Origin of the sequence: Streptomyces sp. NPDC102437, from assembly GCF_044765565.1 — a bacterium.
Taxonomy (GTDB): domain Bacteria; phylum Actinomycetota; class Actinomycetes; order Streptomycetales; family Streptomycetaceae; genus Streptomyces.
The window spans coordinates 38436-63977 of record NZ_JBIWKI010000006.1; the positions used below are offsets into that span (position 1 = coordinate 38436).

The following is a 25542-nucleotide window of genomic DNA, read 5'->3' on the forward strand; positions in this document are numbered from 1 at the left end:
CGGCGGGGCGTCGCGGCGTACGGTCGAAACCATGCGCATTGTCATCGCAGGTGGACATGGTCAGATCGCGCTGCGGCTGGAGCGGTTGCTCGCCGCGCGCGGGGACGAGGCGGTGGGTGTCATCCGCAATCCGGACCAGGGCAAGGACCTCCGGGCCGTGGGTGCGGAGCCGGTGGTCCTGGATCTCGAATCCGCCTCCGTGGAGGAGGTGGCCCGGGTACTGCGCGGTGCAGACGCGGCGGTCTTCGCGGCCGGCGCGGGCCCGAACAGCGGCGCGGAACGCAAGGAGACGGTGGATCGCGGGGCGGCGGTGCTCTTCGCCGACGCCGCCGAACTGGCGGGCGTACGGCGCTACGTCGTGGTCTCGTCGATGGGAGCCGACCCCGACCACCCGGGCGACGAGGTCTTCGACGCGTATCTGCGGGCCAAGGGGGCGGCGGACGCGTACGTGCGCTCCAGGACCGGGCTCGACTGGACGATCCTGCGCCCCGGCATGCTGACGAACGACGCGGGCACGGGGGCGGTCCTGCTGACCGCGTCGACCGGCCGGGGTCCGGTGCCGCGCGACGACGTGGCGGCAGCGCTGCTGGAGCTGCTGGAGACCCCGGCGACGGCGGGGCTGACGCTGGAGCTCATCTCGGGGAACGTGCCGGTGTCGGTCGCGGTGAAGGACATCGCGGGCAACTGAGCCTGCGGGCGCGGCGCTCAGGCGCGCGGTGCCGGTCGGACGGTGATGCCGTGGCGTTCCAGCAGCGCGGCGGTGACGCCGTCGCCCTCGCGGAGTCCGCCGTTGAACGTACCGTCGTAGACCGCTCCGCGCCCGCAGGACGGGCTGCGCGCCATCAGCAGCGCCTCGGTGCATCCGGCCCGGCGCGCGGCCTCCAGCGCCCGTCCCGCGCCGTCCACGAACTCCTCCGTCACGTCGTGTCCGGTGTCGTCGACGACCCGGGCGCGGCCGTCCAGCACGTCGTGGCCGTCGCCGCCGACGATCTCGGCGGGGCGGCGCGGGGTAGGGAGTCCGGCGGAGACCTCGGGGCAGAAGGCCACGGGGCGGCGGTCGCCGATGGCCGCGGTCACCTCGGCGGAGGCCTTGCCGCGGCCGTCGAAGCGGCAGGGCACACCCTGCAGACAGGCGCTGACCAGTACGGATTCCATGTACGGGACCCCTCGCGGCAGAAGCGGCAGAAGCGACAGAGGCGGGAGAGAAGACGCGCAGCGGAGCAGGCGCGACAGAAACAAAGAAGGCCCCTGCCTGAAACAGGGGCCTTACCTTGTGGCGGCGCCAGGGTTCGAACCTGGGTAGGCTGAGCCGGCAGATTTACAGTCTGCTCCCTTTGGCCACTCGGGCACACCGCCGGGGATTGCTGCTGTGAGGACCGCTTTTCAGCGGCGCTCCCTGGCAACGACGTAAACGATACCCGATGCCCGGGGGTGCTTCGCCACCCGATTGATCAGCGGCCCGATCGGGCGCGGGTGGCCAAGGGCTGTCCCGTAATCCCTGGTGGATCAGCGTGCGGCGTCAGACGCGGTGCATCTCAAGGCGGAGGGACACCCGAATACTGGGTGTATCCCGGCGTTCCGACATCGCGGCGAGGTGCCGTGGCTGCCGTCGCACGCCCAACAGGGATCACGGGACAGCCCTTAGGCTTTGATCGGCGTCGCGGGGCCGGAAGGCCCGCCGCCGGTACGTATGCACCCCCCGTTTCCGCATCCCCGATACAAGGAGCCACACGTCATGGCCGACTCCAGTTTCGACATCGTCTCGAAGGTCGAGCGGCAGGAGGTCGACAACGCCCTCAACCAGGCCGCCAAGGAAATCTCGCAGCGTTACGACTTCAAGGGCACCAACGCCTCGATCTCCTGGTCCGGCGAGAAGATCCTGATGGAGGCGAACGGCGAGGAGCGGGTCAAGGCGATCCTCGACATCTTCCAGTCCAAGCTGATCAAGCGGGGCATCTCGCTGAAGTCGCTGGACGCGGGCGAGCCGCAGCTGTCCGGCAAGGAGTACAAGATCTTCGCCACGATCGAGGAGGGCATCTCCCAGGAGAACGCCAAGAAGGTGGCGAAGATCATTCGCGACGAGGGCCCGAAGGGCGTCAAGGCGCAGGTCCAGGGCGACGAGCTGCGGGTCAGCTCGAAGAGCCGGGACGACCTGCAGGCCGTGCAGGCGCTGCTGAAGGGCCAGGACTTCGACTTCGCCGTGCAGTTCGTGAACTACCGGTAGGTCCCGCCCTTCGCCGGGGTGCGGAGCGGGAGCACCGCTCCGCACCCGGGGTGCGATGTCCGAAAACCGCCGGTCACGACGGATCGGGGCACGCAGACTTGTCCATGTCGGGCGGCGAACCGGTCGGATCCCGGCATGAAGTGCAGGAAAGGGACGAGTCATGACCATCTACGCAACGGTCGACAGTCCGCTGGGTGAACTGCTGCTGGTCGGCGAGGAGACCACCGGCGGGGTGGCGCTCACCTCGCTCTCGTTGCCCGGCCAGAAGGGTGCCGCGGTCGTCCGGGACGGATGGGTCCGCGCACCGGAGGCGTTCGCGGGGATCGCCGCCCAACTGGTGGAGTACTTCGCGGGCCGGCTGACCCGCTTCGACATCGTGTACGCGGACGGCGTGGGCACCGACTTCCAGCGCCGGGTGTGGACCGCCCTGGACGCCGTCCCCTACGGGGAGACCGTCTCGTACGGACAGATCGCCGAACGCATCGGCGCCCCCGGGGCGGGCGTGCGCGCCGTGGGGACGGCGATCGGGCGCAACCCGCTGCTGGTCGTGCGGCCGTGCCACCGGGTGATCGGCTCGGACGGGGCGCTGCGGGGTTACGCGGGCGGCCTGGAGCGCAAGGAGCGGCTCCTGCGGCTGGAAGGCGCCCTGGAGGTGCGCTGAGATGTCCGGACTCTTCCCCAGGCCCCGCACCGTCGTCGCGCCGGGGGCCGTGCATGTGCCCGAGTGGCTGTCGCCGGAGCGGCAGCGGGAGTTGGTGGCGGCCTGCCGGGAATGGGCCCGCGGTCCGGTGCCGCTGCGGCACACGGCCCTGCCGGGCGGCGGGGTGATGTCCGTACAGACCGTCTGCGTGGGGTGGCACTGGCAGCCGTACCGGTATTCGCGCACCGCCGACGACGTGAACGGGGCGCGGGTGGCCGCATTCCCCGACTGGCTGGCCGAGTTGGGGCGAGAGGCGCTGGTCGCGGCGTACGGGGACGAGAGCCCGGTACGGACCTACGCGCCGGACACCGCGCTCCTCAACTTCTACGACGCGGCGGCGCGCATGGGCATGCACCAGGACAAGGAGGAACGGTCCGGCGCTCCGGTGGTGTCGCTCAGCATCGGCGACACCTGCGTATTCCGCTTCGGGAACACGGAGAACCGTGGAAGGCCCTACACGGACGTGGAGTTGGCCTCCGGCGATCTGTTCGTCTTCGGCGGGCCCTCGCGTTTCGCCTTCCACGGCGTGCCGAAGGTCTGCCCCGGTACCGCCGATCCCGCGACGGGGATGAGCCGCGGCAGGCTCAATCTGACCCTGCGCGAGACCGGGTTGGGGACCTTCGGTACGGACGGGCGTCAGCGGCGTTCGCGGGAGTTCCCGAACAGCAGCCGGTAGGCGATGAGCAGGACCAGCGAACCGCCGATGGCGGCGATCCAAGTGGCCAGGTCGAAGAAGTCGTTGGTAATGGGGCGGTCGAGGAAGCGCGACGATATCCAGCCACCGAGGAAGGCGCCGACGATCCCTATGAGGGTGGTGCCGATCAGGCCGCCCGGGTCACGGCCCGGGAGCAGGATCTTGGCGATGACTCCGGCCGCCAGCCCGAGAATGATCCATCCGATAATGCTCATGCGTGCGAACCTACCCGTCACTCGTTCCTGAAATCCAAGACGTTCGCGCCGGTCGGGCGGTTGCCCGCGCGGCCTGTGAGCAGGCTGTGGACGGGCTGCGAGCAACTGCTCGGTGCCGTTCCTGCGTTCATCGTCAATGACGGCCCTGACAAACGGGCGGGACGGCGGCGCGGCGGCGGTGGGGTGGCGGGGCGGTCACTCCACGGGCCTGCTCCGGCTGCTCTCCCCTGCGAACAGGGCTGATACTGACCATGCAGAGCGATGACGGGCGACCCCCGGAAGGCGAGTGACCATGAAGCTCATACAGCTGATCCTGAACATCCTGTGGGTGGTGTTCTGCGGATTCTGGATGGCCCTCGGGTACGTCGTCGCCGCGATCATCTGCTTCGTGCTGATCGTGACGATTCCGTTCGGCATCGCTTCCCTGCGGATCGCCGGTTACGTGCTGTGGCCGTTCGGGCGGACGACCGTGGAGCGGCCCGATGCGGGGGCGCCGTCCTTCGTCGGCAATGTGATCTGGCTCGTCTTCGCCGGGTGGTGGCTGGCGCTGGGGCACCTGATCACCAGCATCCCGCTGTTCGTGTCGATCATCGGCATCCCCTTCGGCTGGGCGAACCTGAAGATGATCCCGATCTCGCTCATGCCGCTGGGCCGTGAAGTCGTCCCGAGCGACGAGGCCTTCGGAGCCCGCTGAGCCGCCGTCGCGCAGCGGGTCGAGCGGCCTCAGGAGCGGGGGCCGGCCATCTGCTCCAGTCGGTCGATGCGCTCCGCCATGGGCGGGTGGGTCGAGAACAGCTTGGACATGCCCTGACCGGGGCGGAACGGATTCGCGATCATCATGTGGCTCGCGGTCTCGATCCTCGGCTCCGGGGGCAGCGGCAGCTGTTTCGTTCCTGCGTCGAGTTTGCGCAGGGCACTGGCCAGGGCCAGCGGGTCGCCGGTCAGCTGGGCGCCGGAGGCGTCCGCCTCGTACTCCCGGGAGCGGCTGACGGCCAGCTGGATCACGGAGGCCGCGATCGGGCCGAGGATCATGATCATCAGCATCCCGAAGATGCCTGGTCCGTCGTCGTCGTTGGACCGGCCCACCGGGATCAGCCAGGCGAAGTTGACCAGGAACATGACGACGGAGGCGAGCGCCCCGGCGACGGACGAGATCAGGATGTCCCGGTTGTAGACATGGCTCAGCTCGTGTCCCAGTACGCCGCGCAGCTCCCGCTCGTCCAGGATCTGCAGGATGCCTTCGGTGCAGCAGACCGCCGCGTTGCGCGGGTTGCGGCCGGTGGCGAAGGCGTTGGGGGCCTGCGTCGGGGAGATGTAGAGCCGGGGCATGGGCTGGCGGGCGGCTGTGGAGAGCTCGCGGACCATGCGGTAGAGCTGTGGCGCCTCGAATTCGCTGACGGGGCGGGCCCGCATGGCCCGGAGCGCCAGCTTGTCGCTGTTCCAGTACGCGTAGGCGTTGGTGCCGACGGCTACGAAGAGCGCGACGATCAGGCCTGTACGTCCGAAGAAGCTTCCGATGACGATGATGAGTGCGGACAGGCCCCCGAGGAGTACGGCGGTTCTCAGCCCGTTGTGCCGGCGGTGCACGGTACGCCCTCCAAGTGGTGCAGCAGGGGAACCCTTTGCTTGGTGGTCTCCACTCCTCCAGTGGAGCCTCCCGTACCGGTCAACGCCAGGCGAGAGGAGCTAGTTCCCTTGTGCGCGCCGCCGCAGGGTCGGGCCTGTCCGGCACTTGTGGCCGGATCGGGCTCTGGGCCGTACGGGTCAGTGGCTGTATGTGTGCCGGTCCGCCCCGGAGTGGTTCAGCGCTGGGCGGGGAGTCCGGCCACCGCGAGGGCCTCGGGGTCCGGCTTGATCTCGCTGGTGCAGTGGGCGCAGCGGGAGGCGATGGCCGGGATCTCGGTGTAGCAGCGGGGGCAGTCGCGGGTGGCGGCCTTGATGTCGAGCTTCTCCGCCTTGGCGAAGCGGGCCTGGACCTTCGCCATGGGGACGACGACGCAGAAGTAGAGAACGGCGGCGGTGATCAGGAACGCGATGGCGGCGGCGAGGAACTTCCCGTACGGGAAGATGGTGCCCTCGACCGAGAACTCCGCCGAGCTGAAGTCCCCGACGGAACCGGTGGCGAGGCCGATCAGCGGGGTGATGAAGGCCGTGCTGAATCCGGTGACGACCGCGGTGAACGCCGCTCCGACTGCCAGCCCGATGGCCATGGAGATGACGTTTCCGCGCAGGATGAAGTCCTTGAACCCGTTCAGCACCGCTCTTGCTCCTCTGGAATGCGTACGTGTGGGGGGTGTGCGGGCAAGACCTTGCCCTGTACGGGCCGTCCCGGGCAAACCGATCTTCGGTATGTCAGAAGAGACTGACGGCGGCGAACCGGAGGACGGCCTGCGGAGCGCCCGACAGCACCACACCGGCCGTGGCGGTGAGCACGATGGCGACGGTGAGGGAAGCCGGGACTCCGTGCCTGGTGGGGACGCGTACGGCGTCCTGTGCCGAGGTCTCTTCGCGGACCGCCGCCGGGGCCTCCGCCGGCGCCTCCGCCGGGGCGCGGAAGAGCGTCGCGGTCCACTGGAGGTAGTAGTAGAGCGCGATCACGACGTTGACGGCCATGACGACGGCGAGCCAGCCGAGCCCGGCGTCGACGGCCGCTGAGAAGACCGTGACCTTGGCGAAGAGGCCGATGATGCCGGGCGGCAGGCCGGCCAGGCAGAGCAGGAAGAAGGCCATCGCCAGGGCGGCGAGCGGGCGGGTGGCATACAGGCCGCGGTAGTCGGTGAGCCGGTTGCCGGGGCTGGTACGGGCGACCAGGGCGGCGACCGCGAAGGCCCCGAGGTTCACGACGGCGTACATGAGGGCGTACGCGACGGTGGAGCCGATGTGCTCGTCGCTGGAGTACGCGGCGGCGGCGATCGGCACCAGGAGGTAGCCGGCCTGGGCGACGGACGACCAGGCGAGCAGGCGTACGGCGCTGCGGGCCCGGCCGGCGTTCTGGCGCAGGGCCGCGACGTTGCCAATCGTCATGGTGAGCGCGGCGAGGACGGCGAGCGCCGGTCCCCAGACGTCGGCGTACGCCGGGAACGCGATCACGGTGACGAGGATGAGGCCGGAGAAGCCGACCGCCTTGCCGACCACCGAGAGGTAGGCGGCGATCGGCAGGGGGGCGCCGATGTAGGTGTCGGGAACCCAGAAGTGGAAGGGCGCGGCGGCCGTCTTGAACGCGAAGCCGACCAGGGTGAGGGCGACGCCCGCCTTGGCGAGGGTGTCCAGCTGACCGGGTACGTCGTCGAGCCGGGCGGCGAGCTCGGTGAGGTGCAGGGTACCGGTGGCCGCGTACACGAAACTGACGCCGAGCAGCATGACGGCGGTCGCGACGACGGAGGAGAGGAAGAACTTCAGTGCGGCCTCGGAGGACCGCCGGTCGCCGCGCTTGATGCCGACGAGGGCGAACGCGGGCAGCGAGGCGACTTCGAGGGCGACGACGAGGGTGGCGAGGTCACGGGCGGCGGGCAGGAGTGCGGCGCCGGACGCCGAGGACAGCAGCAGGAACCAGAACTCGCCGGCGGGGAGCTTGCGGGTGTCGCCGAGCGAGAGCAGGGCGGTGAGCAGTGCGCCGCCGAGCACGAGGGCCTGGATGACCAGGGCGAAGTGGTCGGCGGTGTAGCTGCAGGCACCGGCGGAGCCGGGTCCGGTGGCCGCCGCGTCGAGGCAGAAGGTGGAGCGGTCGCCGTCGCGCAGCGGGACGAGGAGGGCCAGGGCGGCGACGAGCCCGGCGATGGACAGCGCGCCGAGGAGCGGCTTGCGGCGGTCGGGGAGGAAGAGATCGGTGACCAGGACGATCAGGGCCATGGCCGCGACGAAGACCGGGGGTGCGATCGCGAGCCAGTCGACGGACTGGATGAGGCTGGTGGTGTTCTCGGCCGCGGTGGTGACGAGGTCCGGGGCGGCGGCGCCTGCGGTGGCGGCTGGGGTCACGACGCCCGGGATGACAACGGCTGGGGTCACGACTTGCCTCCTGCGAGGAGCTTCTGCACGGCCGGGTCGGTGAGGCCGAGGAGGGCGGCGGGCCACAGACCGGCGAGGACGGTGAGCGCGACGAGCGGGGTCCAGGCGGCGAACTCGTACGTCTGGACGTCGGCGAGCTGCGGCTCTTCGCGCTTCTCGCCCATGCAGACCCGGCGTACGACCATGAGCATGTACGCGGCGGTGAGCAGGGTGCCGAACGCGGCGATCGACATGAAGGTCAGGAAGGCCGGGCGGCTGAGGCCGTCGGCGGGGTCGAAGGAGCCGAACAGGGCGAGCATCTCGCCCCAGAACCCGGCGAGGCCCGGCAGGCCCAGGGAGGCGACGGCGGCGAAGGCGAGGAGGCCGCCGAGGCGGGGTGCCCGGCCGTAGAGCGCGGCTCCGGTGGCCCCGGAGAGTGTGTCGAGGTCGGCGGTGCCGTACCGGTCCTTGACCGCACCGACCAGGAAGAACAGCAGGCCGGTGATGAGGCCGTGGGCGATGTTGGCGAAGAGCGCGCCGTTGACTCCGGTGGGTGTCATGCTCGCGATGCCGAGGAGCACGAAGCCCATGTGGCCGACGGAGGAGTACGCGATCAGGCGCTTGAGGTCGCCCTTGGAGCCGGGGCGGACCAAGGCCAGGCAGGCCAGCGATCCGTAGATGATGCCGACGACCGCGAAGGCGGCGAGGTACGGCGCGAAGGTGTGCATCCCGTCGGGGGTGATGGGGAGCAGGATGCGGACGAACCCGTACGTGCCCATCTTCAGCAGGACGCCCGCGAGCAGGACCGAGCCGACGGTCGGGGCCGCGGTGTGGGCGTCGGGCAGCCAGCTGTGCAGCGGCCACATCGGGGTCTTCACGGCGAGCCCGATGCCGATCGCCAGAACGGCGATGACCTGCACGGACGAGGTGAGCCCACGGCCGTTGTCAGTGGCGAGTGCCACCATGTCGAAGGTGCCGCTCTTCAGTCCGATGAGGAGCAGGCCCAGCAGCATGACGACCGAGCCGAGCAGTGTGTAGAGGATGAATTTCCAGGCGGCGGCCTGCCTCTGCGCACCGCCCCAGCGGGCGATGAGGAAGTACATCGGGATGAGCACCATCTCGAACGCCAGGAAGAACAGCAGCAGGTCGAGGACGGCGAAGGTCGCGAGCGTGCCGGACTCCAGGACGAGCAGGAGAGCGACGAATGCCTTCGGGGAGGGGCCCGTGGGCGGCTTGAAGTAGCTGTAGAGCGCGCAGAGGAAGGTCAGCAGCGCGGTCAGTACGAGAAGGGGGAGCGAGATGCCGTCGATGCCGAGATGGATGCGGACGTCGAGCGCCGGGATCCAGCTGATGTCGGTGGTGGCCTGCATCTTCGACGGTTGGTCGTGGTCGAAGCCTGCGGCAAGGACGATCGCGGCAACGAGGATCGCGCCGGTCACGGTCACGCCGTGGCGGAGCACGGCCTGTTCGGGGCTGGTGCCCTTCAGTCCCGGCGGGGCCGGGAGCAGGGCGGCCACGGCCCCGACGAGCGGGATGACGACGATGAACGCGAGAAGGAACTGCATCACGGATTCACTGATATCGATCACGGCTCACGACCCGGCGTTGACGTTGGCGAAGACGACGGCGGCGATCGCCAGGACCAGCGAACCGGCGAGCAGTGCGCTGAGGTAGGTCTGCACGTTGCCGGTCTGCGCGCGGCGGACGGCGGCGCCGAGCCCGCGTGCGACGGCTCCGGAGCCTCGTACGTAGGTGTCGACGACCTCGCGGTCCAGGAAGCGGACGAGACTCGCCGCGGCCTGGACGGGGCGGACGAACAGCGCCGTGTACAGGGCGTCGAGGTGGAAGCCGGCGGCGGCCGGGCGGTGGAGCGGGCCGAGCAGCAGGCGGCCGGGGTCGGCCGGGTCGGGGACGTCCCCGTCGGCTCCGTAGGCGGCGGTGTGTGCCGTCATGGCCTGAGCCTCGACGAGGGCGGGCTCGACGTCGGGGTGGGCGACGACCGTGCCGGCGAGGGTGCGGGCGGCGAGCGCCGAGGTGTGGCGCCAGGCGCCGTAGGTGACGAGGCCGCCGACGAGGCCGGCGCCCGTGGAGAGGACGGCGGTGGTCACGGACGGGGTGAGGGCATGTCCGTCGAACCAGTCGGTGATCGTGCCGACGGTCAGCCCGAAGGCGATGGTGGGGACGGCGAGTACCCACAGGACTGCGGTCATCGCGACGGGCTGCCTGCCGTGGTCGGGGGCCTCGGCACCGCGGCCCCGGAAGGCGAGGAGCCAGAGGCGGGTGGCGTACGCGGCGGTGAGGACTGCGGCGAGCAGTCCGGCGACGAGTACGGTCCAGCCCGCGGCGGCCGGGGCGACGTGCCGTTCCCCGAGCGCGGTGTGCTCGGCGGCGACGAGGACGGCTTCCTTGGAGAAGAAGCCGGCGAACGGGGGGATGGCGGCGAGCGCGAGCAGGGCGACGGTCATCGTCCAGTAGGCGTCCGGGATGCGCTTCGTCAGTCCGCCCATGCGGGACATGGCGGCCAGCGAGTTGGTCCCGGCGGCGTGGATGACGACGCCGGCCGCGAGGAAGAGGACGGCCTTGAACGCACCGTGGGAAAGGAGGTGGAAGACGGCGGCCCCGCGGTCGCCTACGGCCAGGGCGCCGGCCATGTAGCCGAGCTGGCCGATCGTCGAGTACGCGAGGACGCGCTTGATGTCGTCCTGCGCGAGGGCGGCGAGTCCTGAGCCGACCATCGTGACCGCCGCCATCACGGCGAGTACGACGAGGGCCGCGCCGGACTCGGCGAAGACGGGGAGGAGCCGGGCCACGAAGTAGATGCCGGCGGCGACCATCGTCGCGGCGTGGATGAGCGCGGAGACGGGCGTGGGGCCGGCCATCGCGTCGGGCAGCCAGGTGTGCAGGGGGAACTGCGCCGACTTGCCGGCGACGCCCGCGAGGAGCAGCAGAGCGATGAGGGTGGGGTGGTCCAGGCCGCCGTTGGCGACGGCGCCCAGGATGCCGGTGATGCGGAAGGTGCCGGTGTCGGCGGCGAGCGCGAACAGACCGATCAGGAAGGGGACGTCGCCGAGCTTGGTGACCAGGAAGGCCTTGAGGGAGGCGGCGCGGGCTTCGGGCGTCTCCCAGTAGTGGCCGACGAGGAAGTACGAGCAGATGCCCATGATCTCCCAGCCGACCAGCAGCACCATCAGGTCGCCCGAGTAGACGACGAGCAGCATCGCGGAGGTGAACAGGGAGACGAGGGCCGCGTACGAGGGGTAGCGGGGGTCGTCGCGCAGATAGGCGGTCGAGTAGATCTGCACGCAGCTCGCGACGAGCCCGACCAGGACGGCGACGAGGACCGCGAAGCCGTCGAGGTGCAGGGCGAGGTCGATCGGGACCGAGCCGGTGGGGGTGAGCTGGGTCGCGGCGTCGATGGCCCGGCCGCCGCCCTGGCGGGCCGCGACGACGGCCGCGATGACGGCGGCGGCGAGCGTGGGCAGTACGGCGAGGGGCCGTACGAAGCCGGGGGCAAAGAGAAGCGCGCGAAGCCCCGTCTCGGGGCGGTGGCGGGAGACGGGCGGGCCGAGCAGGAGACCGGCCGCGGCGCCCAGGAACGGAAGGAGGGGGACGAGGACGGCGAGGGTCGTGGTGGTCACGCGGTGGCCTCTGCCTTCTTTGCCTTCCCTGCCGCAGCAGTGGCCTGGTCTTCGGTGTCGGTGTCGTCGTCCGGGAGCGCTTCGGCGGCGTCGGTCTCGGCGGTGTCGCGGAGCCGGTCGACGTCCGAGCTGCCGCGGTTGCGGTACACGGCGAGGACGATCGCCAGGCCGATACCGATCTCCGCCGCCGCGATGGCGATGGTGAAGAGGGTGAGGGCCTGGCCGGAGTGCAGGGCGTCGCGGAGCCAGACGTCGAAGGCGACCAGGTTGAGGTTGACGGCGTTGAGCATCAGCTCGACGGACATCAGGACCAGGATCGCGTTGCGGCGGGCGAGCACTCCGTACAGCCCGGTGCAGAAGAGGAGGGCGGCGAGCACGGCGGGATAGGCGAGGTGCATCAGCTCTGCTCCTTACCGCGCTTGCGGGACAGGACGATCGCGCCGACGAGGGCGGCGAGCAGCAGGACGGAGAGCGCTTCGAAGGGCAGCACCCAGTGCCGGAAGAGGAAGGAGCCGGTCGCCTCGGTCGAGCCCTGGGCCGGTCCGTCCAGGTCGATCCAGGTGGTGCGGAAGGCGTCGACGACGACCCAGACGAGCGCGCCGGCGGCGGCGACCGCCACGGCGAGGGCCGCCCAGCGGTTGCCCGAGTCGGCGTCCGGGGAGCGGCCGATGGGGGCCCTGGTGAGCATCAGCCCGAAGAGAAGGAGAACGACGACGGAACCGACGTAGATCAGTACCTGCACCCAGGCGATGAACTCCGCGGTGAGCAGGAGGTACTCGACGGCGAGCCCGCCGAGCGCCACGACCAGCCAGAGGGCGGCATGCACCAGCTGCTTGGTCGTGACGGTGACGAGGGCCGCGCCGAGGGTGGCGATGCCGACGAGGACGAAGGCGATCTCGATGCCGGCCGGGGAGAGGAAGCCGGAGGGGGCCGGGGCGTCCGGGCGGGCGGCGAGGACGTAATGGGCGGAGTGCGCCGCGGTGGCTGCGAGTGTCACTCCTCCCCCTCTGCTTTCTGCTGGGCCTGCTGGGCTTCCTGGTTCTGCTGGGCTTCCTGGGCGCGCTGGGCTTCGAGCTTCTCCGCCGTCTTGCGGGCGGCGGCGATCTCCTTCGGCTCCTCGGCGCCCGGGTCGAGCGCGGGCGGTTCCGGCACCGTCCACATCCATTCGCGGAGCTTGTCGCGCTCATGGGTGAGTTCGAGAATGTCCGTCTCCGCGTACTCGAACTCGGGCGACCAGAAGAGCGCGTCGAAGGGGCACACCTCGATGCAGATACCGCAGTACATGCAGAGCGAGAAGTCGATCGCGAAGCGGTCGAGGACGTTGCGGCTGCGCTCGCGGCCGCCCGGGGTAGCGGCGGGCACCGTCTCCTTGTGGGAGTCGATGTAGATGCACCAGTCGGGGCACTCGCGGGCGCAGAGCATGCAGACCGTGCAGTTCTCCTCGAACAGCGCGATGACGCCCCGGGAGCGGGGCGGCAGTTCGGGCTGGACGTCCGGGTACTGCGCGGTGACCGTCTTCCTCGTCATCGTCCGCAGGGTGACGGCCAGGCCCTTGGCCAGGCCGGAGCCGGGGATGCGAGGGCGGGAGGGCGGGGGCGACGCGGCCATCAACTGATCGCCACCTTCACGATGCCGGTGAGCGCGATCTGCGCGAGAGCGAGCGGGATGAGCGTGGTCCAGGCGAGCTTCTGCAACTGGTCCTCACGGAGCCGGGGGTAGGACACCCGTAGCCAGATGACGACGAAGGCGAGGACCGCGGTCTTGAGGAGCGTCCAGACCCAGCCGAGTCCGTCGGCGCCGAACGGGCCGTGCCAGCCACCGAGGAAGAGAACGGTGGTAAGCCCGCACAGCACGACGATGCCCGCGTACTCGGCGAGCAGGAAGAGCGCGAAGCGCAGGCCGGTGTACTCGGTGTACGCGCCGAAGATGATCTCCGAGTCGGCCACCGGCATGTCGAACGGCGGGCGCTGGAGCTCGGCGAGACCGGCCACGAAGAAGACGAGTGCGCCGACGATCTGCCAGGGCAGCCACCACCACTCGAAGGCGTTGAGGATGCCCGGGAGGGAGACGGTGCCGGCCGCCATCGCGACGGAGGCGGCGGCGAGCAGCATCGGCAGCTCGTACGCGAGCAGCTGGGCGGCGGTACGCAGGCCCCCGAGGAGGGAGAACTTGTTCGCCGAGGCCCAGCCGGCCATCAGCGAGCCGAGCACTCCGACGCCCATGACGGCGAGCACGAAGAAGATGCCCGCGTCGACGACCTGGCCGACCGCCCCCTCGCCGGGGCCGATCGGGATGGCGACGAGCACCAGGAGGTACGGGAGCAGCGCGACTGCCGGCGCGAGCTGGAAGATACGGCGGTCGGCCTGGGCCGGGACGATGTCTTCCTTCTGTGCGAATTTCACGCCGTCCGCGACGAGCTGGGCCCAGCCGTGGAAGCCGCCGGCGTACATGGGGCCGAGGCGGCCCTGCATGTGGGCCATCACCTTGTGCTCGGTCTGCCCGACGACGAGCGGGAGGACCATGAACACGGCGAAGACGATGACGAGGCGGAGGGCGACGTCCAGTACGTCGTTCACGCGGGATCGCCTCCGGCGGGGTGGTCGGGAGTCTCTGGGGCTTCTGGGGTTGCTGCGGCTTCTGGGGCTTCGCTCGTCTCCCGGCTTTCCGGGGAGTCGGGGGCGGGTGTGGCGTCGGGGGCGGGTGTGGCGTCGGTTCCGGTGTCGGTACCCGCGTCGAAGGCCGGGCGGGCGTGGTGCCACGGGGCGTCGCCGGTCGCCGCCTCGGGGCCCGGCTTCTCGACCCCTGGCGCGGGCTCGGCCCTGGCCTCGGTTCCCGGCACCGTCCGTGCCCCGGTCCCGGGCTCCGTACCCGGCTCCGGTTCCGGTGTCCTCGGCTGCTGGCTCGCCGAGCCCTGGGACGCGCTGCGGGTGCGGCGCGGGGTCGTGGCCCGGGGCGTCGGTTCAGGGCCCGTGCCTGCTCCCGGCTCCCCATCCGGGGCCGTCGCGGTCACCGGGGTCGCCCGGGTCGCCTCCGTGCGCTGGGCGGCCGAGCCCTCGCTCGCGCTGCGGGTACGGCGTACCGGCCGGTCGCCTGCTGCCCGCGGGGTGCGGGCCGGGCGGGAGGGGGCCGGTGGGAGCTGGCCCTTCAGGGGGCCCCATTCGTTCGGGTCGGGGACGCCGGGCGGCAGCATCGTGCGCCGCTTCGGTCCGCCGTGTTCCGACTCACCCGGCTCCTTCGCGCCGGGCCATGCCTTCGCGACGCGTGCCGCCAGCACGAAGTCCTTGCGCAGCGGGTGGCCCTCGAAGCCCTCGGGGAGCAGCAGCGGCACCAGGTGCGGATGGCCCTCGAAGCCGATGCCGAACATCTCGTGCGTCTCGCGCTCGTGCCAGGCCGCGCCCGCGTAGACCTCGATGGCGGTGGGGAGGGCCGCCGCCTCGTGCGGAACGGTCGTACGGATCAGGAGCCGACGGACCCGGCCCTCGGCCAGGGCCGCGACATGGGCGCAGACCCGGAAGCCGGTGCCGGGTTCGTCGACCGCGCTCAGCCAGTCGAAATACGTGCAGCCCAACTGGTCGCGGGCCGTTTCGAGGGCGGCGATCCAGGAGGTGGCGGGTACGTCGACGGTCAGCAGGTCGTACGCGCACTCCGCCGTCGCGCCCTCGCCGAAGAGCTCGGCGGCGGCGTCCGGCAGGCGGTCGTAGGCGTCGGGGGCTTCGCCGGGAGTCGGAGGGGTGGTCATGCGTCGCCCTTCCCCTGGACCGGCGGGGCGGCGACCAGGCCGCTGCGCAGTGCGGTGGCGGAGGGACGGGCGCCGCCGGTCGTGTACCGCTCGCCCAGCGACTCCCGGGCGATCTTCTCCTGGAGCTTGAGGATCCCCTGGAGGAGCGCCTCCGGCCGGGGCGGGCAGCCGGGTACGTAGACGTCGACCGGGATGATCTGGTCGACGCCCTTGGTCACGGAGTACGAGTCCCAGTACGGACCGCCGCAGTTGGAGCAGGCACCGAAGGAGATGACGTACTTGGGCTCGGGCATCTGCTCGTACAGCCGCTTCACGGCCGGGGCCATCTTGTCGGTCACCGTGCCGGAAACGATCATCAGGTCGGCCTGGCGCGGGCCGGGCGCGAAGGGGATCACGCCGAGCCGGATGAAGTCGTGCCGGGCCATGGAGGCGGCGATGAATTCGATGGCGCAGCAGGCGAGCCCGAAGTTGAAGACCCAGAGGCTGTAGCGGCGGCCCCAGTTCAGGACCACCTTCATCGGCTCGGGCGCCAGGCGCGACAGGACGCCGAGCCGCCTGGGCTCAGGCAGGAAGGTCGGCACGGGCTGGGGTTCCGAACCCTCGTCGGCCTGCGGGCTGGTCACGTCCATTCGAGGACGCCCTTCTTCCATGCGTAGAGCAGTCCTACGGCCAGGAAACCGAGGAAGATGAACATTTCGACGAGTGTGGTCGCCCCGTATCCGGGTGCGGCGAATACCGTCGCCCACGGAAACAGGAAGATCGAGTCGACGGCGAAGATCACGTACAGGAAGGCATAGACGTAATAACGAACCTGGGTATGTGCCCATCCTTCACCCACCGGGTCCACGCCGCACTCGTACGTCAGGAGCTTTTCCGGCGTCGGGACCACGGGGCGCAGCAGTCGGCCGGCCCCGAAGGCGACCGCGACGAACAGCACACCGATCACGGCGAGCAGTCCGACCACTGAATAGCCGTGGAAGTAGTCCGACGCGAGAACGGTCGATTCCGGCAGGTCCATCACGTCCGCCACGTCCGCCCCTCGCTCCCTCGAATCCGTCCGGTGATCTGTACGCACGGGAGTCTAGGCCCTGTTAAAGAGAGGGTAAGCAGCCGTGTCGGATACGGGGTGGGGTTATCCCCACTTCACCCCACCCCACGAGCCCCATGGCGTGTGCCGGTCCGGCCCGGCAGGCTGGGCGTATGACCATGAGCCCCCTGGTGCCGGACAACGACCGGCCACCGCCCGCCCGCAGCATCCCCGACCGGTGGACGTGGAAGGAGATCGGCCATCTCCTGGCCGATCTGCCCATGGCCCTGGTCGGGTTTGTTTACACCGTGTTCATGATCGGCGTCGGCGTGGGACTCGCGGTCACGGTGATCGGTCTGCCACTGCTGGCCGCCGGGCTGCACGGGGCGCGGCTGATCGGCAGGGCCGAGCGCGGCCGGGCGCGGGCGATGCTCGGGGTGCGGATCGACGAGCCGAGCCCGGTGGTTCTGTCCCGCCGGGAGAAGGGGTTCTTCTCCTGGCTGTGGTCGAGCCTCAAGGATCCGGTGGGCTGGCGGGCGGTGCTGTACTCCTTCGTCCGGCTGCCGTGGGGCGTACTCACCTTCACGGTGACGCTCGTGAGCTTCATCGTGCTGTGGCCGCTGCTCCCTCACATCACCCGGCTCCTCAGCAACGGGGACCGGGCGATGGTGCGCGGGCTGCTCTCGCCCTCCGACGAGCTGGAGCGCCGGATCGCCGAGCTTGAGGCGGACCGGGGGGTGGTCGTCGACACCGCGGCCGCCGACCTCCGTCGCATCGAGCGCGACCTCCACGACGGCGCCCAGGCCCGCCTCGTCGCCCTCGCCATGGGCCTCGGCCTGGCGAAGGAGAAGCTGACCGACGACCCCGAAGCCGCCGCCCGCATGGTCGACGAGGCCCACGGCGAGGTGAAGGTCGCCCTCCAGGAACTCCGCGACCTGGCCCGCGGCATCCACCCCGCCGTCCTCACCGACCGCGGACTCGACGCCGCACTCTCCGCCATCGCCTCCCGCTGCACCGTCCCGGTGACTGTGCGCGTGGACCTGCCGGGGCGTCCCGCGGAGGCGATCGAGGGGATCGCGTACTTCACGGTCTCCGAGCTGTTGCAGAACGTGAGCAAGCACAGCGGGGCGCGTTCGGCTTCCGTCGAGGTGTGGCGCTCCGGGGACCGGCTGCTCGTCCAGGTCACCGACGACGGCAAGGGCGGGGCCCGGATGGACGGCGGTACGGGGATGGCGGGGCTGGCCGAGCGGCTGGGCGCCGTCGACGGGCTGTTCGTCCTCGACTCACCGGTCGGCGGACCCACGACGGTCACGGCGGAACTGCCCTGGCGGGACCGTGAGCAGAAGCGCGAACAGAAGCTTGAGCGGACTCGCCTGCAGAAGTGAAGCAGGGCGCGGGACGCTGCCTGCCGGGGGTAGGGAAAACCCCCGGCCGAAGAGGGATACCCCCCTCATGGTGTGCCGGCCCGCGAATCGGCACCCTTGCAGTAACGGCCGGAGCAGGCACCGAGCGCCGGCCACCCGTCCCGGCCCGGTGCGCAGCACCCGGCACCCAGCACCCGCAGACCACCGAAACGGAAAGCACCCATGGCCACGGCATACGGACCGGACACTCGGGACCACCATCGGTCCGGAGCCGGTTTCGGGGACCATCCCCCGGTGAAGCACTTCTTCCCCGCCGCGCTGCGCGCGCCCGTCGAGGGCAGGACCTGGCGCGAGTTCGCCTATCTGTTGCTGGGCCTGCCGGTCGGCCTGGTCCTGTTCGGCCTCTCGATCACCCTGACGACGCTGGGTGCCGGCATGCTGATCACCTTCCTCGGGGTGCCGATCCTGGCCGGCGCGCTGGCGATGTGCCGCGGTTTCGGTGCGCTGGAGCGGGCACGGGCGCGCGGCCTGCTGAAGCTGGACGTGGCGGCCCCGGCGCCGGTGCGCGGCAGGACCGGCGGCCTGATGTCCTGGATGGGCGCGGCCCTCAAGAGCGGGGCGTCCTGGCGCCATCTGCTCTACTCGCTGCTGTACCTCCCGTGGGCGACCTTCGCCGTCGCTGTCTCGCTGACGTTCTGGATGTGCGGGTGGACCGCGTTCACCTATCCGCTGTGGCGGTGGATCTTCCCGGCGTACGTGGGCAGCAACGGCATTCAGCTGTACAGCGACCGGGGCCACGCGGTGCAGCTCGACTCCTCCGTCGAGATGGCGCTGACCAGCGCGCTCGGCCTGGTGTTCGTCCTTGTCACGCCGTGGATCATCCGCGGCCTGACGAGCGTGGACCGGGTACTGGTGGCCGGGCTGCTCGGGCCGTCCCGGCTGGCGACCCGCGTCTCGGAGCTGGAGTCGGACCGCGGGGTGGTCGTCGACACCGCCGCCGCCGACCTCCGCCGCATCGAACGCGACCTCCACGACGGCGCCCAGGCCCGCCTCGTCGCCCTCGCCATGGATCTGGGCCTGGCGAAGGAGAAGCTGACCGACGACCCCGAAGCCGCCGCCCGCATGGTCGACGAGGCCCACGGCGAGGTGAAGGTCGCCCTCCAGGAACTCCGCGACCTGGCCCGCGGCATCCACCCCGCCGTCCTCACCGACCGCGGACTCGACGCCGCACTCTCCGCCATCGCCTCCCGCTGCACCGTCCCCGTCACGGTCGAGGTGGACCTGCCGGGGCGTCCGGCCCAGGCGATCGAGGGGATCGCCTACTTCACGGTCTCCGAGCTGTTGCAGAACGTGAGCAAGCACGCACGGGCGACCCACGCCTCGGTCGAGGTGTGGCGGGCGGCGGACCGGCTGATGCTCCAGGTCACCGACGACGGGCGCGGCGGCGCCGACGCGGCGGCGGGCAGTGGGCTCGCCGGGCTGGCCGAGCGGCTGGACGCGGTGGACGGCGTGCTGGTCGTGGATTCCCCGCAGGGCGGCCCGACCCGGATCACGGCCGAGCTGCCGTGGCGCGGCTGAGGTTCCGTGGCCTGGCTGAGGTTCCGTGGCCTGGCTGAGCCCTGGCCCGCCTGAGACCCACCCGTGAATCCACCCGGGGGTGGGTGAAGTCCGCCCGCGATGTCCACCCGGCGGCCGAGGACCCGCACCACCGATGCTGAGATGCTGGGATGCTGGAGAGCGTAGGCGCGAGACCAGCGAACAGCGACAGTGGGAGCAACGGCTTCATGGTGGAGGACAGGGTGCGAGTAGTCATCGCCGAGGATTCGGTGCTGCTCCGGGAAGGACTCACCCGGCTGCTGACTGATCTCGGGCATGACGTCGTCGCCGGGGTCGGGGATGCGGAGGCGCTGATCAAGACGGTGGGGGATCTGGCGGGGCAGGGTGCGCTGCCCGATGTGGTGGTCGCCGATGTGCGGATGCCCCCGACCCACACCGACGAGGGCGTGCGGGCGGCGGTGCGGCTGCGGAAGGACTATCCCGGGATCGGGGTCCTGGTCCTTTCGCAGTACGTCGAGGAGCAGTACGCGACCGAGCTTCTGGCCGGTTCCAGCCGGGGCGTGGGATACCTGCTGAAGGACCGGGTCGCCGAGGTCAGGGAGTTCGTGGACGCGGTGGTCCGGGTCGCGCAGGGCGGGACGGCTCTGGACCCGGAGGTGGTGGCGCAGCTGCTGGGCCGCAGCCGCAAGCAGGACGTCCTGGCCGGGCTGACCCCGCGCGAGCGCGAGGTGCTCGGCCTGATGGCGGAAGGGCGGACGAACTCCGCGGTGGCCAGGCAGCTGGTGGTGAGCGACGGCGCGGTGGAGAAGCACGTCAGCAATATCTTCCTGAAGCTGGGCCTCTCCCCCAGTGACGGGGATCACCGCCGGGTACTGGCCGTATTGACCTACCTGAACTCCTGATGAGCTGACACCCTGTCAGATACCCGGTGAAGGTCATCGCGGCCGCCGGTCGCGGTGACCGGGCCCGGGGCGGACACGCTCCGGAACCGAAGAACACGTCCTAGCACCAAAGGATGACTGCGCGGCGTCTTCATCGAACGGCTGGGGGGCTTGCAAAGCATGACAAACCGGTATCAAATCGCGTCCCAAAATGGCGTCCATCATGTGATCGGTCAAGGGAAGGCGACCCTTACCGACGTAGGGTGGGCAGTGGGACCGTCGGCGGGCCGGCGGGACCAGAGCAGCCGCCCCGAGGGAGGTCCAGTTCAGTGACCAGCCAGGTCAGTAGCCCAGCCGAACAGGCCGATGAGGCCAGCGAGGCGCTCGTCGGGGGACAGCGTGCCCCCCGCTCCGATCATGCCGGTGCCGGCGAGAAGGAGATCCGCCGCCTCGACCGGGTGATCATCCGTTTCGCGGGTGACTCCGGAGACGGTATGCAGCTCACCGGTGACCGCTTCACCTCGGAGACCGCGTCGTTCGGGAACGACCTCTCCACGCTGCCGAACTTTCCCGCCGAGATCCGCGCCCCCGCAGGCACCCTGCCGGGGGTTTCTTCGTTCCAGCTGCACTTCGCGGACCACGACATCCTCACACCGGGCGACGCGCCGAACGTGCTGGTCGCGATGAACCCGGCCGCGCTGAAGGCGAACATCGGCGATGTGCCGCGCGGTGCGGAAATCATCGTGAACACCGATGAGTTCACCAAGCGGCCGATGGCGAAGGTCGGCTACGAGACCTCCCCGCTGGAGGACGGTTCCCTGGACGGCTACAACGTCCACCCGGTGCCGCTGACGACGCTCACGATCGAGGCGCTCAAGGAGTTCGGGCTCTCCCGCAAGGAGGCCGAGCGGTCGAAGAACATGTTCGCGCTGGGCCTGCTGTCGTGGATGTACCACCGCCCGACCGAGGGGACCGAGGCGTTCCTGCGGTCGAAGTTCGCGAAGAAGCCGCAGATCGCCGAGGCGAACGTCGCCGCGTTCAGGGCGGGGTGGAATTTCGGGGAGACGACGGAGGACTTCGCCGTCTCCTACGAGGTGGCGCCCGCCTCGCAGGCCTTCCCGCCGGGCACTTACCGCAACATCTCGGGGAATCTGGCGCTGTCGTACGGGCTGATCGCCGCGTCCCGTCAGGCGGACCTGCCGCTGTACCTGGGCTCGTACCCGATCACCCCGGCCTCCGACATCCTGCACGAGCTCAGCAAGCACAAGAACTTCGGCGTGCGCACCTTCCAGGCGGAGGACGAGATCGCGGGGATCGGGGCGGCGCTGGGCGCGGCCTTCGGCGGTTCCCTCGCGGTGACGACCACGTCCGGGCCGGGGGTGGCGCTGAAGTCGGAGACGATCGGGCTCGCCGTCTCCCTGGAGCTGCCGCTGCTCGTGGTCGACATCCAGCGCGGCGGCCCGTCCACGGGTCTGCCGACCAAGACCGAGCAGGCCGACCTGCTCCAGGCGATGTACGGGCGCAACGGCGAGGCCCCCGTCCCGATCGTGGCCCCCAGGACCCCGGCGGACTGCTTCGACGCCGCGCTCGACGCCGCCCGGATCGCGCTGACGTACCGCACCCCCGTCTTCCTGCTCTCCGACGGGTACCTCGCCAACGGCTCGGAGCCGTGGAAGATCCCCGAGACCGACGAGCTGCCCGATCTGCGGGTCCGGTTCGCGACCGGCCCCAACCACGAACTGGCCGACGGCACCGAGGTGTTCTGGCCCTACAAGCGCGACCCGCACACCCTGGCCCGGCCCTGGGCGGTGCCCGGCACGCCCGGTCTCGAACACCGCATCGGCGGCATCGAGAAGCAGGACGGCAGCGGCAACATCTCCTACGACCCCGCCAACCACGACCTCATGGTCCGCACCCGCCAGGCGAAGATCGACGGCATCGAGGTCCCCGACCTCCAGGTCGACGACCCCGACCAGGCCCGCACCCTCGTGCTGGGCTGGGGCTCCACGTACGGCCCCATCACCGCCGCCGTCCGCCGGCTCCGCGCCGCCGGACAGCCCATCGCCCAGGCCCACCTGCGCCACCTCAGCCCGTTCCCGAAGAACCTCGGCGACGTCCTCGGCCACTACGACAAGGTCGTCGTCCCCGAGATGAACCTCGGCCAGCTCGCCACCCTCATCCGGGCCAGGTACCTCGTCGACGCGCACAGCTACAACCAGGTCAACGGCATGCCGTTCAAGGCCGAACAGCTCGCAACGGCACTCAAGGAGGCCATCGATGCCTGACACCGACCAGCTCCTGCACCTGGTGCCCAAGGCCGAGGCCAAGCAGTCCATGAAGGACTTCAAGTCCGACCAGGAAGTCCGCTGGTGCCCCGGCTGCGGCGACTACGCCGTCCTCGCCGCCGTCCAGGGCTTCATGCCCGAACTCGGCCTGGCGAAGGAGAACATCGTCTTCGTCTCCGGGATCGGCTGCTCCTCCCGCTTCCCGTACTACATGAACACCTACGGGATGCACTCCATCCACGGCCGCGCCCCGGCCATCGCCACCGGACTCGCCTCCTCCCGCCGCGACCTCTCCGTCTGGGTCGTCACCGGCGACGGCGACGCCCTGTCCATCGGCGGAAACCACCTCATCCACGCCCTGCGCCGCAATGTGAACCTCAAGATCCTCCTGTTCAACAACCGGATCTACGGCCTCACCAAGGGCCAGTACTCCCCCACCTCCGAGATCGGCAAGATCACCAAGTCCACGCCGATGGGCTCCCTGGACGCCCCCTTCAACCCGGTCTCGCTGGCCCTCGGCGCGGAGGCTTCCTTCGTCGCCCGCACCATCGACTCCGACCGCAAGCACCTCACCGGTGTGCTGCGCGCCGCGGCCGACCACCCCGGCACGGCGCTGGTGGAGATCTACCAGAACTGCAACATCTTCAACGACGGTGCCTTCGAGGCCCTCAAGGACAAGGAACGGGCCCAGGACGCGGTCATCCGCCTCGAACACGGGCAGCCCATCCTCTTCGGCACGGACAACAGCAAGGGTGTCGTCCGCGACCCGGCCACCGGAGACCTCCAGGTGGTGACCGTCACCGAGGAGAACCGGTCCCAGGTCCTGGTCCACGACACCCACAACCCGTCGCCGACCACGGCCTTCGCCCTCTCCCGCCTCGCCGACCCCGACACCCTCCACCAGACCCCCATCGGCGTCCTGCGCGACGTCGAGCGGCCCGTCTACGACACCCTGATGGCCGACCAGCTCGACACCGCCGTCGAACAGAACGGCAAGGGCGACCTCGCCGCCCTCCTTGCCGGCAACGACACCTGGACGGTCGTCGGCTAGGACCTCTCGTTGGGATCATGCCGGCTGATCCAAGCGAAAGATCCTGGGGCAAACACCATCCGGGACCGGGGACAGGGACCGCCCCGGTACTCCGGACCGGGGACAGGCACCGCCCCGGTCCTGCCGTCTGGATCACACAGTCGCCGGACGGGCTGAATTTCGGCCCGTCCGGCGGCTGCGTCCCGGGCGTGTGGCCGGCCACCGCGCACGATGTGGCCATGACCCTGGACCGTCCCGCGTACCGCATCAAGCGGCGTCTGCTCGGCAAGGCGCTCACCACCGAGCGCATCAGCGAGGAGAAGCTGAACAACCGGACGGCGCTCGGGGTGCTCGCCTCCGACTGCATCAGCTCGTCCGCGTACGGCTCCGAGGAGATGCTCCGGGTCCTCGTACCCGTCGTCGGGGCCGCCGCCTTCACCCTGCTGATGCCGGTGACCGGCGCGATCCTGCTGGTACTGCTGCTCCTGACACTCTGTTACAGCGACGTCGTCATGATCTACACCCGGGCGGGCGGCTCCTACGTCGTAGCGCGGGAGAACTTCGGGCCGGACATCGCGCAGATCGCCGCCGTGGCCCTGCTCGTCGACTACATCGTCACCGTCGCGGTCCAGGTCTCGGCGGGCACCAACGCACTGATCTCGCTCGCCCATCTGATCGGCACCGACTTCACCGGCCTCGACCACCTCCAGATCCCGGTCTCCGTCGGCGTCATCGTGCTGCTCGCGTACGGGAATCTGCGCGGGATCCGCGAGGCGGGCCGCACCTTCGCGCTGCCCGCCTATCTCTTCATGGCCGCCGTCGGTCTGGTCCTCCTCGTCGCCGCGGTGCGCGGGCTCACGGGCGAGCTGCCGCACGCCGACCTGCACGCCGCCGGGGTCCTCCCGCTCGGCACCCCGGGCGACGGCTGGCTCTACGGCGCCTCGCTCTTCATCGTGCTGCGCTCGTTCGCCAACGGCGGCTCGTCCCTCACCGGGCTCGAAGCGATCTCCAACGGCATCTCCGCGTTCCGTGAACCGCAGGGCCGCAACGCCCGCCGCACCCTGATCGCGATGAGCTGCGTGCTCGGCGTACTGGTCCTCGGCGTCTCCACGCTGGCGCACTTCACCCATGCCGTTCCCTACATCGACGGCACCCCGACGGTCATCGCGCAGGAGGCCCATCTCGCCTTCGGCGGCGGGCCGCTCGGGACGGCCGGACTGGTCTTCGTACAGCTGGCGACCGCACTGATCCTCTACACCGGCGCCAACACACCGTTCACCGGCTTCCCGTTCCTCGCCAGTTTCGTCGCCGCGGACCGGTTCCTGCCCCGGCAGCTGACCCGGCGCGGACACCGCCTCGCGTTCTCCAACGGCATCATCGCGCTGACCGTCGTCTCGCTGGCGCTGCTGCTGGTCACCGGGGCCAGCGTGGACAGGCTGGTGGCGCTGTACGCGATCGGCGTGTTCACCGCCTTCACCATGGCCGGGGCCGGCCTCACCGCGTACCACCTGCGGCGCCGCGAGCCGTACCGCCGGGTGAAGATCGCGGTCAACGGGCTGGCCGCGGTCATCTCGGCCGCCGTCGTGCTGATCTTCGCCGTTACCAAGTTCACCGAGGGTGCCTGGCTGGTCGTGGTGGTCTTCCCGCTCGGGGTGTGGGCGCTGATCCGGATCAACCGCGAGTACCGGCGCGAGGCCGCGGTGCTCCAGAGCATCCAGGCGCCGGGCGCCGACCGGCCCCGGGACCTGCGCCATCTGGTCTTCGTCCTGGTCGAGACGCTGGACCTGGCGACGATCAAGGCGCTGCGGTACGCGCACGAACTGCGCCCGGACGAGATCCGGGCCGTGCACTTCGCGATCGACGAGGCGCACGGCCGGCGGCTGGCCGCCCGGTGGGAGGCGACGGCCGCCACGTCCGTCGCCCTGGAGCTGGTGGATTGCCCGGACCGCCGGCTGCGCCACGCGATGAAGGAGCTGGCGGCCCGCACCACACAGGACGGCAGGACCTCGCTGACGGTGCTGGTGCCGCGGCGGATGTACACCAATGTGCTCGGCAAGCTGCTGCACCGGGGCACGGGAGAGCAGATGGCGAAGGCGCTGGGGCAGCTGCCGCACGTGGCGGTGACGATCCTGCCGTTCGACGTGTCGCGTGCGCTGCGTGAGATGGAGCAGGGACGCGCGCCCCAACCGGAGTGACCGGGCGGG

At 70.5% G+C, this 25542-nt stretch carries 25 protein-coding genes and 1 tRNA gene; 11 read left to right on the forward strand and 15 right to left on the reverse strand.

Features of this window, described 5'->3' with window-relative positions:
• Positions 1 to 31 precede the first annotated feature (31 nt).
• A complete protein-coding gene (locus ACIRJP_RS09860; RefSeq protein WP_383722816.1) occupies positions 32 to 688 on the forward strand; it encodes an SDR family oxidoreductase in 657 nt (218 codons plus the stop codon).
• 17 nt (positions 689 to 705) lie between these two features.
• On the opposite strand, the gene ACIRJP_RS09865 is transcribed toward ACIRJP_RS09860, so the two are convergent.
• Positions 706 to 1155: a DUF523 domain-containing protein gene (locus ACIRJP_RS09865; protein WP_404170551.1), complete on the reverse strand. Its 450-nt coding sequence runs from the start codon at positions 1153 to 1155 to the stop codon at positions 706 to 708.
• Between the two features lie 119 nt (positions 1156 to 1274).
• A tRNA-Tyr gene (locus tag ACIRJP_RS09870) sits at positions 1275 to 1356 on the reverse strand.
• A gap of 379 nt (positions 1357 to 1735) precedes the next feature.
• Here ACIRJP_RS09870 and ACIRJP_RS09875 point away from each other — a divergent pair.
• From ACIRJP_RS09875 to ACIRJP_RS09885, 3 genes are all read left to right on the forward strand, one after another.
• Complete coding sequence (locus ACIRJP_RS09875; RefSeq protein WP_072485575.1) at positions 1736 to 2224, forward strand: YajQ family cyclic di-GMP-binding protein; 489 nt, start codon at positions 1736 to 1738, stop codon at positions 2222 to 2224.
• A 160-nt stretch (positions 2225 to 2384) separates the two neighbouring features.
• Positions 2385 to 2885 (forward strand): methylated-DNA--[protein]-cysteine S-methyltransferase, encoded by a 501-nt coding sequence (locus tag ACIRJP_RS09880; RefSeq protein WP_404170555.1) that lies wholly within the window; start codon positions 2385 to 2387, stop codon positions 2883 to 2885.
• Position 2886: 1 nt separating this feature from the next.
• The gene (locus ACIRJP_RS09885; protein ID WP_404170558.1) at positions 2887 to 3600 is read left to right on the forward strand and encodes an alpha-ketoglutarate-dependent dioxygenase AlkB family protein; all 714 of its coding nucleotides are present in this window, start codon (positions 2887 to 2889) and stop codon (positions 3598 to 3600) included.
• Here ACIRJP_RS09885 and ACIRJP_RS09890 read toward each other — a convergent pair.
• Positions 3561 to 3833, reverse strand: coding sequence for a GlsB/YeaQ/YmgE family stress response membrane protein (locus ACIRJP_RS09890; RefSeq protein ID WP_388661212.1), 273 nt, complete (start codon positions 3831 to 3833; stop codon positions 3561 to 3563). The two genes, ACIRJP_RS09885 and ACIRJP_RS09890, sit on opposite strands and share 40 nt — an antisense overlap.
• Before the next feature lie 292 nt (positions 3834 to 4125).
• Here ACIRJP_RS09890 and ACIRJP_RS09895 point away from each other — a divergent pair, with 292 nt between their 5' ends.
• Positions 4126 to 4527 (forward strand): YccF domain-containing protein, encoded by a 402-nt coding sequence (locus ACIRJP_RS09895; RefSeq protein ID WP_351259411.1) that lies wholly within the window; start codon positions 4126 to 4128, stop codon positions 4525 to 4527.
• Positions 4528 to 4556: 29 nt separating this feature from the next.
• Here the strand turns inward: ACIRJP_RS09895 and htpX are convergent, their stop codons facing one another.
• The 12 genes from htpX to ACIRJP_RS09955 all read right to left on the reverse strand — a co-directional run bounded on the left by htpX (position 4557) and on the right by ACIRJP_RS09955 (position 16212).
• The gene (htpX, locus tag ACIRJP_RS09900) at positions 4557 to 5420 is read right to left on the reverse strand and encodes a zinc metalloprotease HtpX (protein ID WP_404170561.1); all 864 of its coding nucleotides are present in this window, start codon (positions 5418 to 5420) and stop codon (positions 4557 to 4559) included.
• 215 nt (positions 5421 to 5635) lie between these two features.
• Entirely contained in the window at positions 5636 to 6091 is a 456-nt protein-coding gene (locus ACIRJP_RS09905) for an MscL family protein (protein ID WP_383722811.1), read from the reverse strand.
• Positions 6092 to 6185: 94 nt separating this feature from the next.
• Entirely contained in the window at positions 6186 to 7733 is a 1548-nt protein-coding gene (locus tag ACIRJP_RS09910; protein ID WP_404171127.1) for an NADH-quinone oxidoreductase subunit N, read from the reverse strand.
• Positions 7734 to 7834: 101 nt separating this feature from the next.
• The gene (locus ACIRJP_RS09915; protein WP_404170564.1) at positions 7835 to 9406 is read right to left on the reverse strand and encodes a NuoM family protein; all 1572 of its coding nucleotides are present in this window, start codon (positions 9404 to 9406) and stop codon (positions 7835 to 7837) included.
• Between the two features lie 3 nt (positions 9407 to 9409).
• Positions 9410 to 11455, reverse strand: coding sequence for an NADH-quinone oxidoreductase subunit L (locus tag ACIRJP_RS09920; RefSeq protein ID WP_404170566.1), 2046 nt, complete (start codon positions 11453 to 11455; stop codon positions 9410 to 9412).
• Positions 11452 to 11853, reverse strand: coding sequence for an NADH-quinone oxidoreductase subunit NuoK (gene nuoK / locus ACIRJP_RS09925; protein WP_404170569.1), 402 nt, complete (start codon positions 11851 to 11853; stop codon positions 11452 to 11454). Before nuoK ends, ACIRJP_RS09920 begins: the two co-directional genes overlap by 4 nt.
• Positions 11853 to 12452, reverse strand: coding sequence for an NADH-quinone oxidoreductase subunit J (locus tag ACIRJP_RS09930; protein WP_404170572.1), 600 nt, complete (start codon positions 12450 to 12452; stop codon positions 11853 to 11855). Before ACIRJP_RS09930 ends, nuoK begins: the two co-directional genes overlap by 1 nt.
• The gene (locus ACIRJP_RS09935) at positions 12449 to 13063 is read right to left on the reverse strand and encodes an NADH-quinone oxidoreductase subunit I (RefSeq protein WP_356087942.1); all 615 of its coding nucleotides are present in this window, start codon (positions 13061 to 13063) and stop codon (positions 12449 to 12451) included. Before ACIRJP_RS09935 ends, ACIRJP_RS09930 begins: the two co-directional genes overlap by 4 nt.
• Positions 13063 to 14031: a complex I subunit 1 family protein gene (locus tag ACIRJP_RS09940; protein ID WP_351259397.1), complete on the reverse strand. Its 969-nt coding sequence runs from the start codon at positions 14029 to 14031 to the stop codon at positions 13063 to 13065. Before ACIRJP_RS09940 ends, ACIRJP_RS09935 begins: the two co-directional genes overlap by 1 nt.
• Positions 14028 to 15194: an NADH-quinone oxidoreductase subunit C gene (locus ACIRJP_RS09945; protein ID WP_404170576.1), complete on the reverse strand. Its 1167-nt coding sequence runs from the start codon at positions 15192 to 15194 to the stop codon at positions 14028 to 14030. The genes ACIRJP_RS09940 and ACIRJP_RS09945 overlap by 4 nt, the downstream gene beginning before the upstream one ends.
• Positions 15191 to 15823 (reverse strand): NADH-quinone oxidoreductase subunit B, encoded by a 633-nt coding sequence (locus tag ACIRJP_RS09950; RefSeq protein ID WP_404170579.1) that lies wholly within the window; start codon positions 15821 to 15823, stop codon positions 15191 to 15193. The genes ACIRJP_RS09945 and ACIRJP_RS09950 overlap by 4 nt, the downstream gene beginning before the upstream one ends.
• The gene (locus tag ACIRJP_RS09955; RefSeq protein ID WP_351259476.1) at positions 15814 to 16212 is read right to left on the reverse strand and encodes an NADH-quinone oxidoreductase subunit A; all 399 of its coding nucleotides are present in this window, start codon (positions 16210 to 16212) and stop codon (positions 15814 to 15816) included. Before ACIRJP_RS09955 ends, ACIRJP_RS09950 begins: the two co-directional genes overlap by 10 nt.
• Before the next feature lie 182 nt (positions 16213 to 16394).
• On the opposite strand from ACIRJP_RS09955, the gene ACIRJP_RS09960 reads away from it, so the two are divergent.
• The 6 genes from ACIRJP_RS09960 (at position 16395) to ACIRJP_RS09985 (ending at position 25533) form a co-directional block, all read left to right on the forward strand.
• Entirely contained in the window at positions 16395 to 17606 is a 1212-nt protein-coding gene (locus ACIRJP_RS09960) for a sensor histidine kinase (RefSeq protein ID WP_404170582.1), read from the forward strand.
• A 201-nt stretch (positions 17607 to 17807) separates the two neighbouring features.
• Positions 17808 to 19163, forward strand: a complete 1356-nt coding sequence (locus ACIRJP_RS09965; RefSeq protein ID WP_404170585.1) for a sensor histidine kinase — start codon at positions 17808 to 17810, stop codon at positions 19161 to 19163.
• 206 nt (positions 19164 to 19369) lie between these two features.
• Positions 19370 to 20044 carry a response regulator transcription factor gene (locus ACIRJP_RS09970; protein ID WP_323185808.1) on the forward strand — a complete coding sequence of 225 codons (675 nt, stop codon included), beginning with the start codon at positions 19370 to 19372 and terminating at the stop codon, positions 20042 to 20044.
• Between the two features lie 308 nt (positions 20045 to 20352).
• On the forward strand, positions 20353 to 22308 hold the full coding sequence (locus ACIRJP_RS09975; protein ID WP_404170588.1) for a 2-oxoacid:acceptor oxidoreductase subunit alpha: 1956 nt from the start codon (positions 20353 to 20355) through the stop codon (positions 22306 to 22308).
• Positions 22301 to 23359, forward strand: a complete 1059-nt coding sequence (locus ACIRJP_RS09980) for a 2-oxoacid:ferredoxin oxidoreductase subunit beta (RefSeq protein ID WP_404170591.1) — start codon at positions 22301 to 22303, stop codon at positions 23357 to 23359. The genes ACIRJP_RS09975 and ACIRJP_RS09980 overlap by 8 nt, the downstream gene beginning before the upstream one ends.
• A gap of 218 nt (positions 23360 to 23577) precedes the next feature.
• Positions 23578 to 25533, forward strand: coding sequence for an APC family permease (locus ACIRJP_RS09985; protein ID WP_404170594.1), 1956 nt, complete (start codon positions 23578 to 23580; stop codon positions 25531 to 25533).
• Positions 25534 to 25542 lie beyond the last annotated feature (9 nt).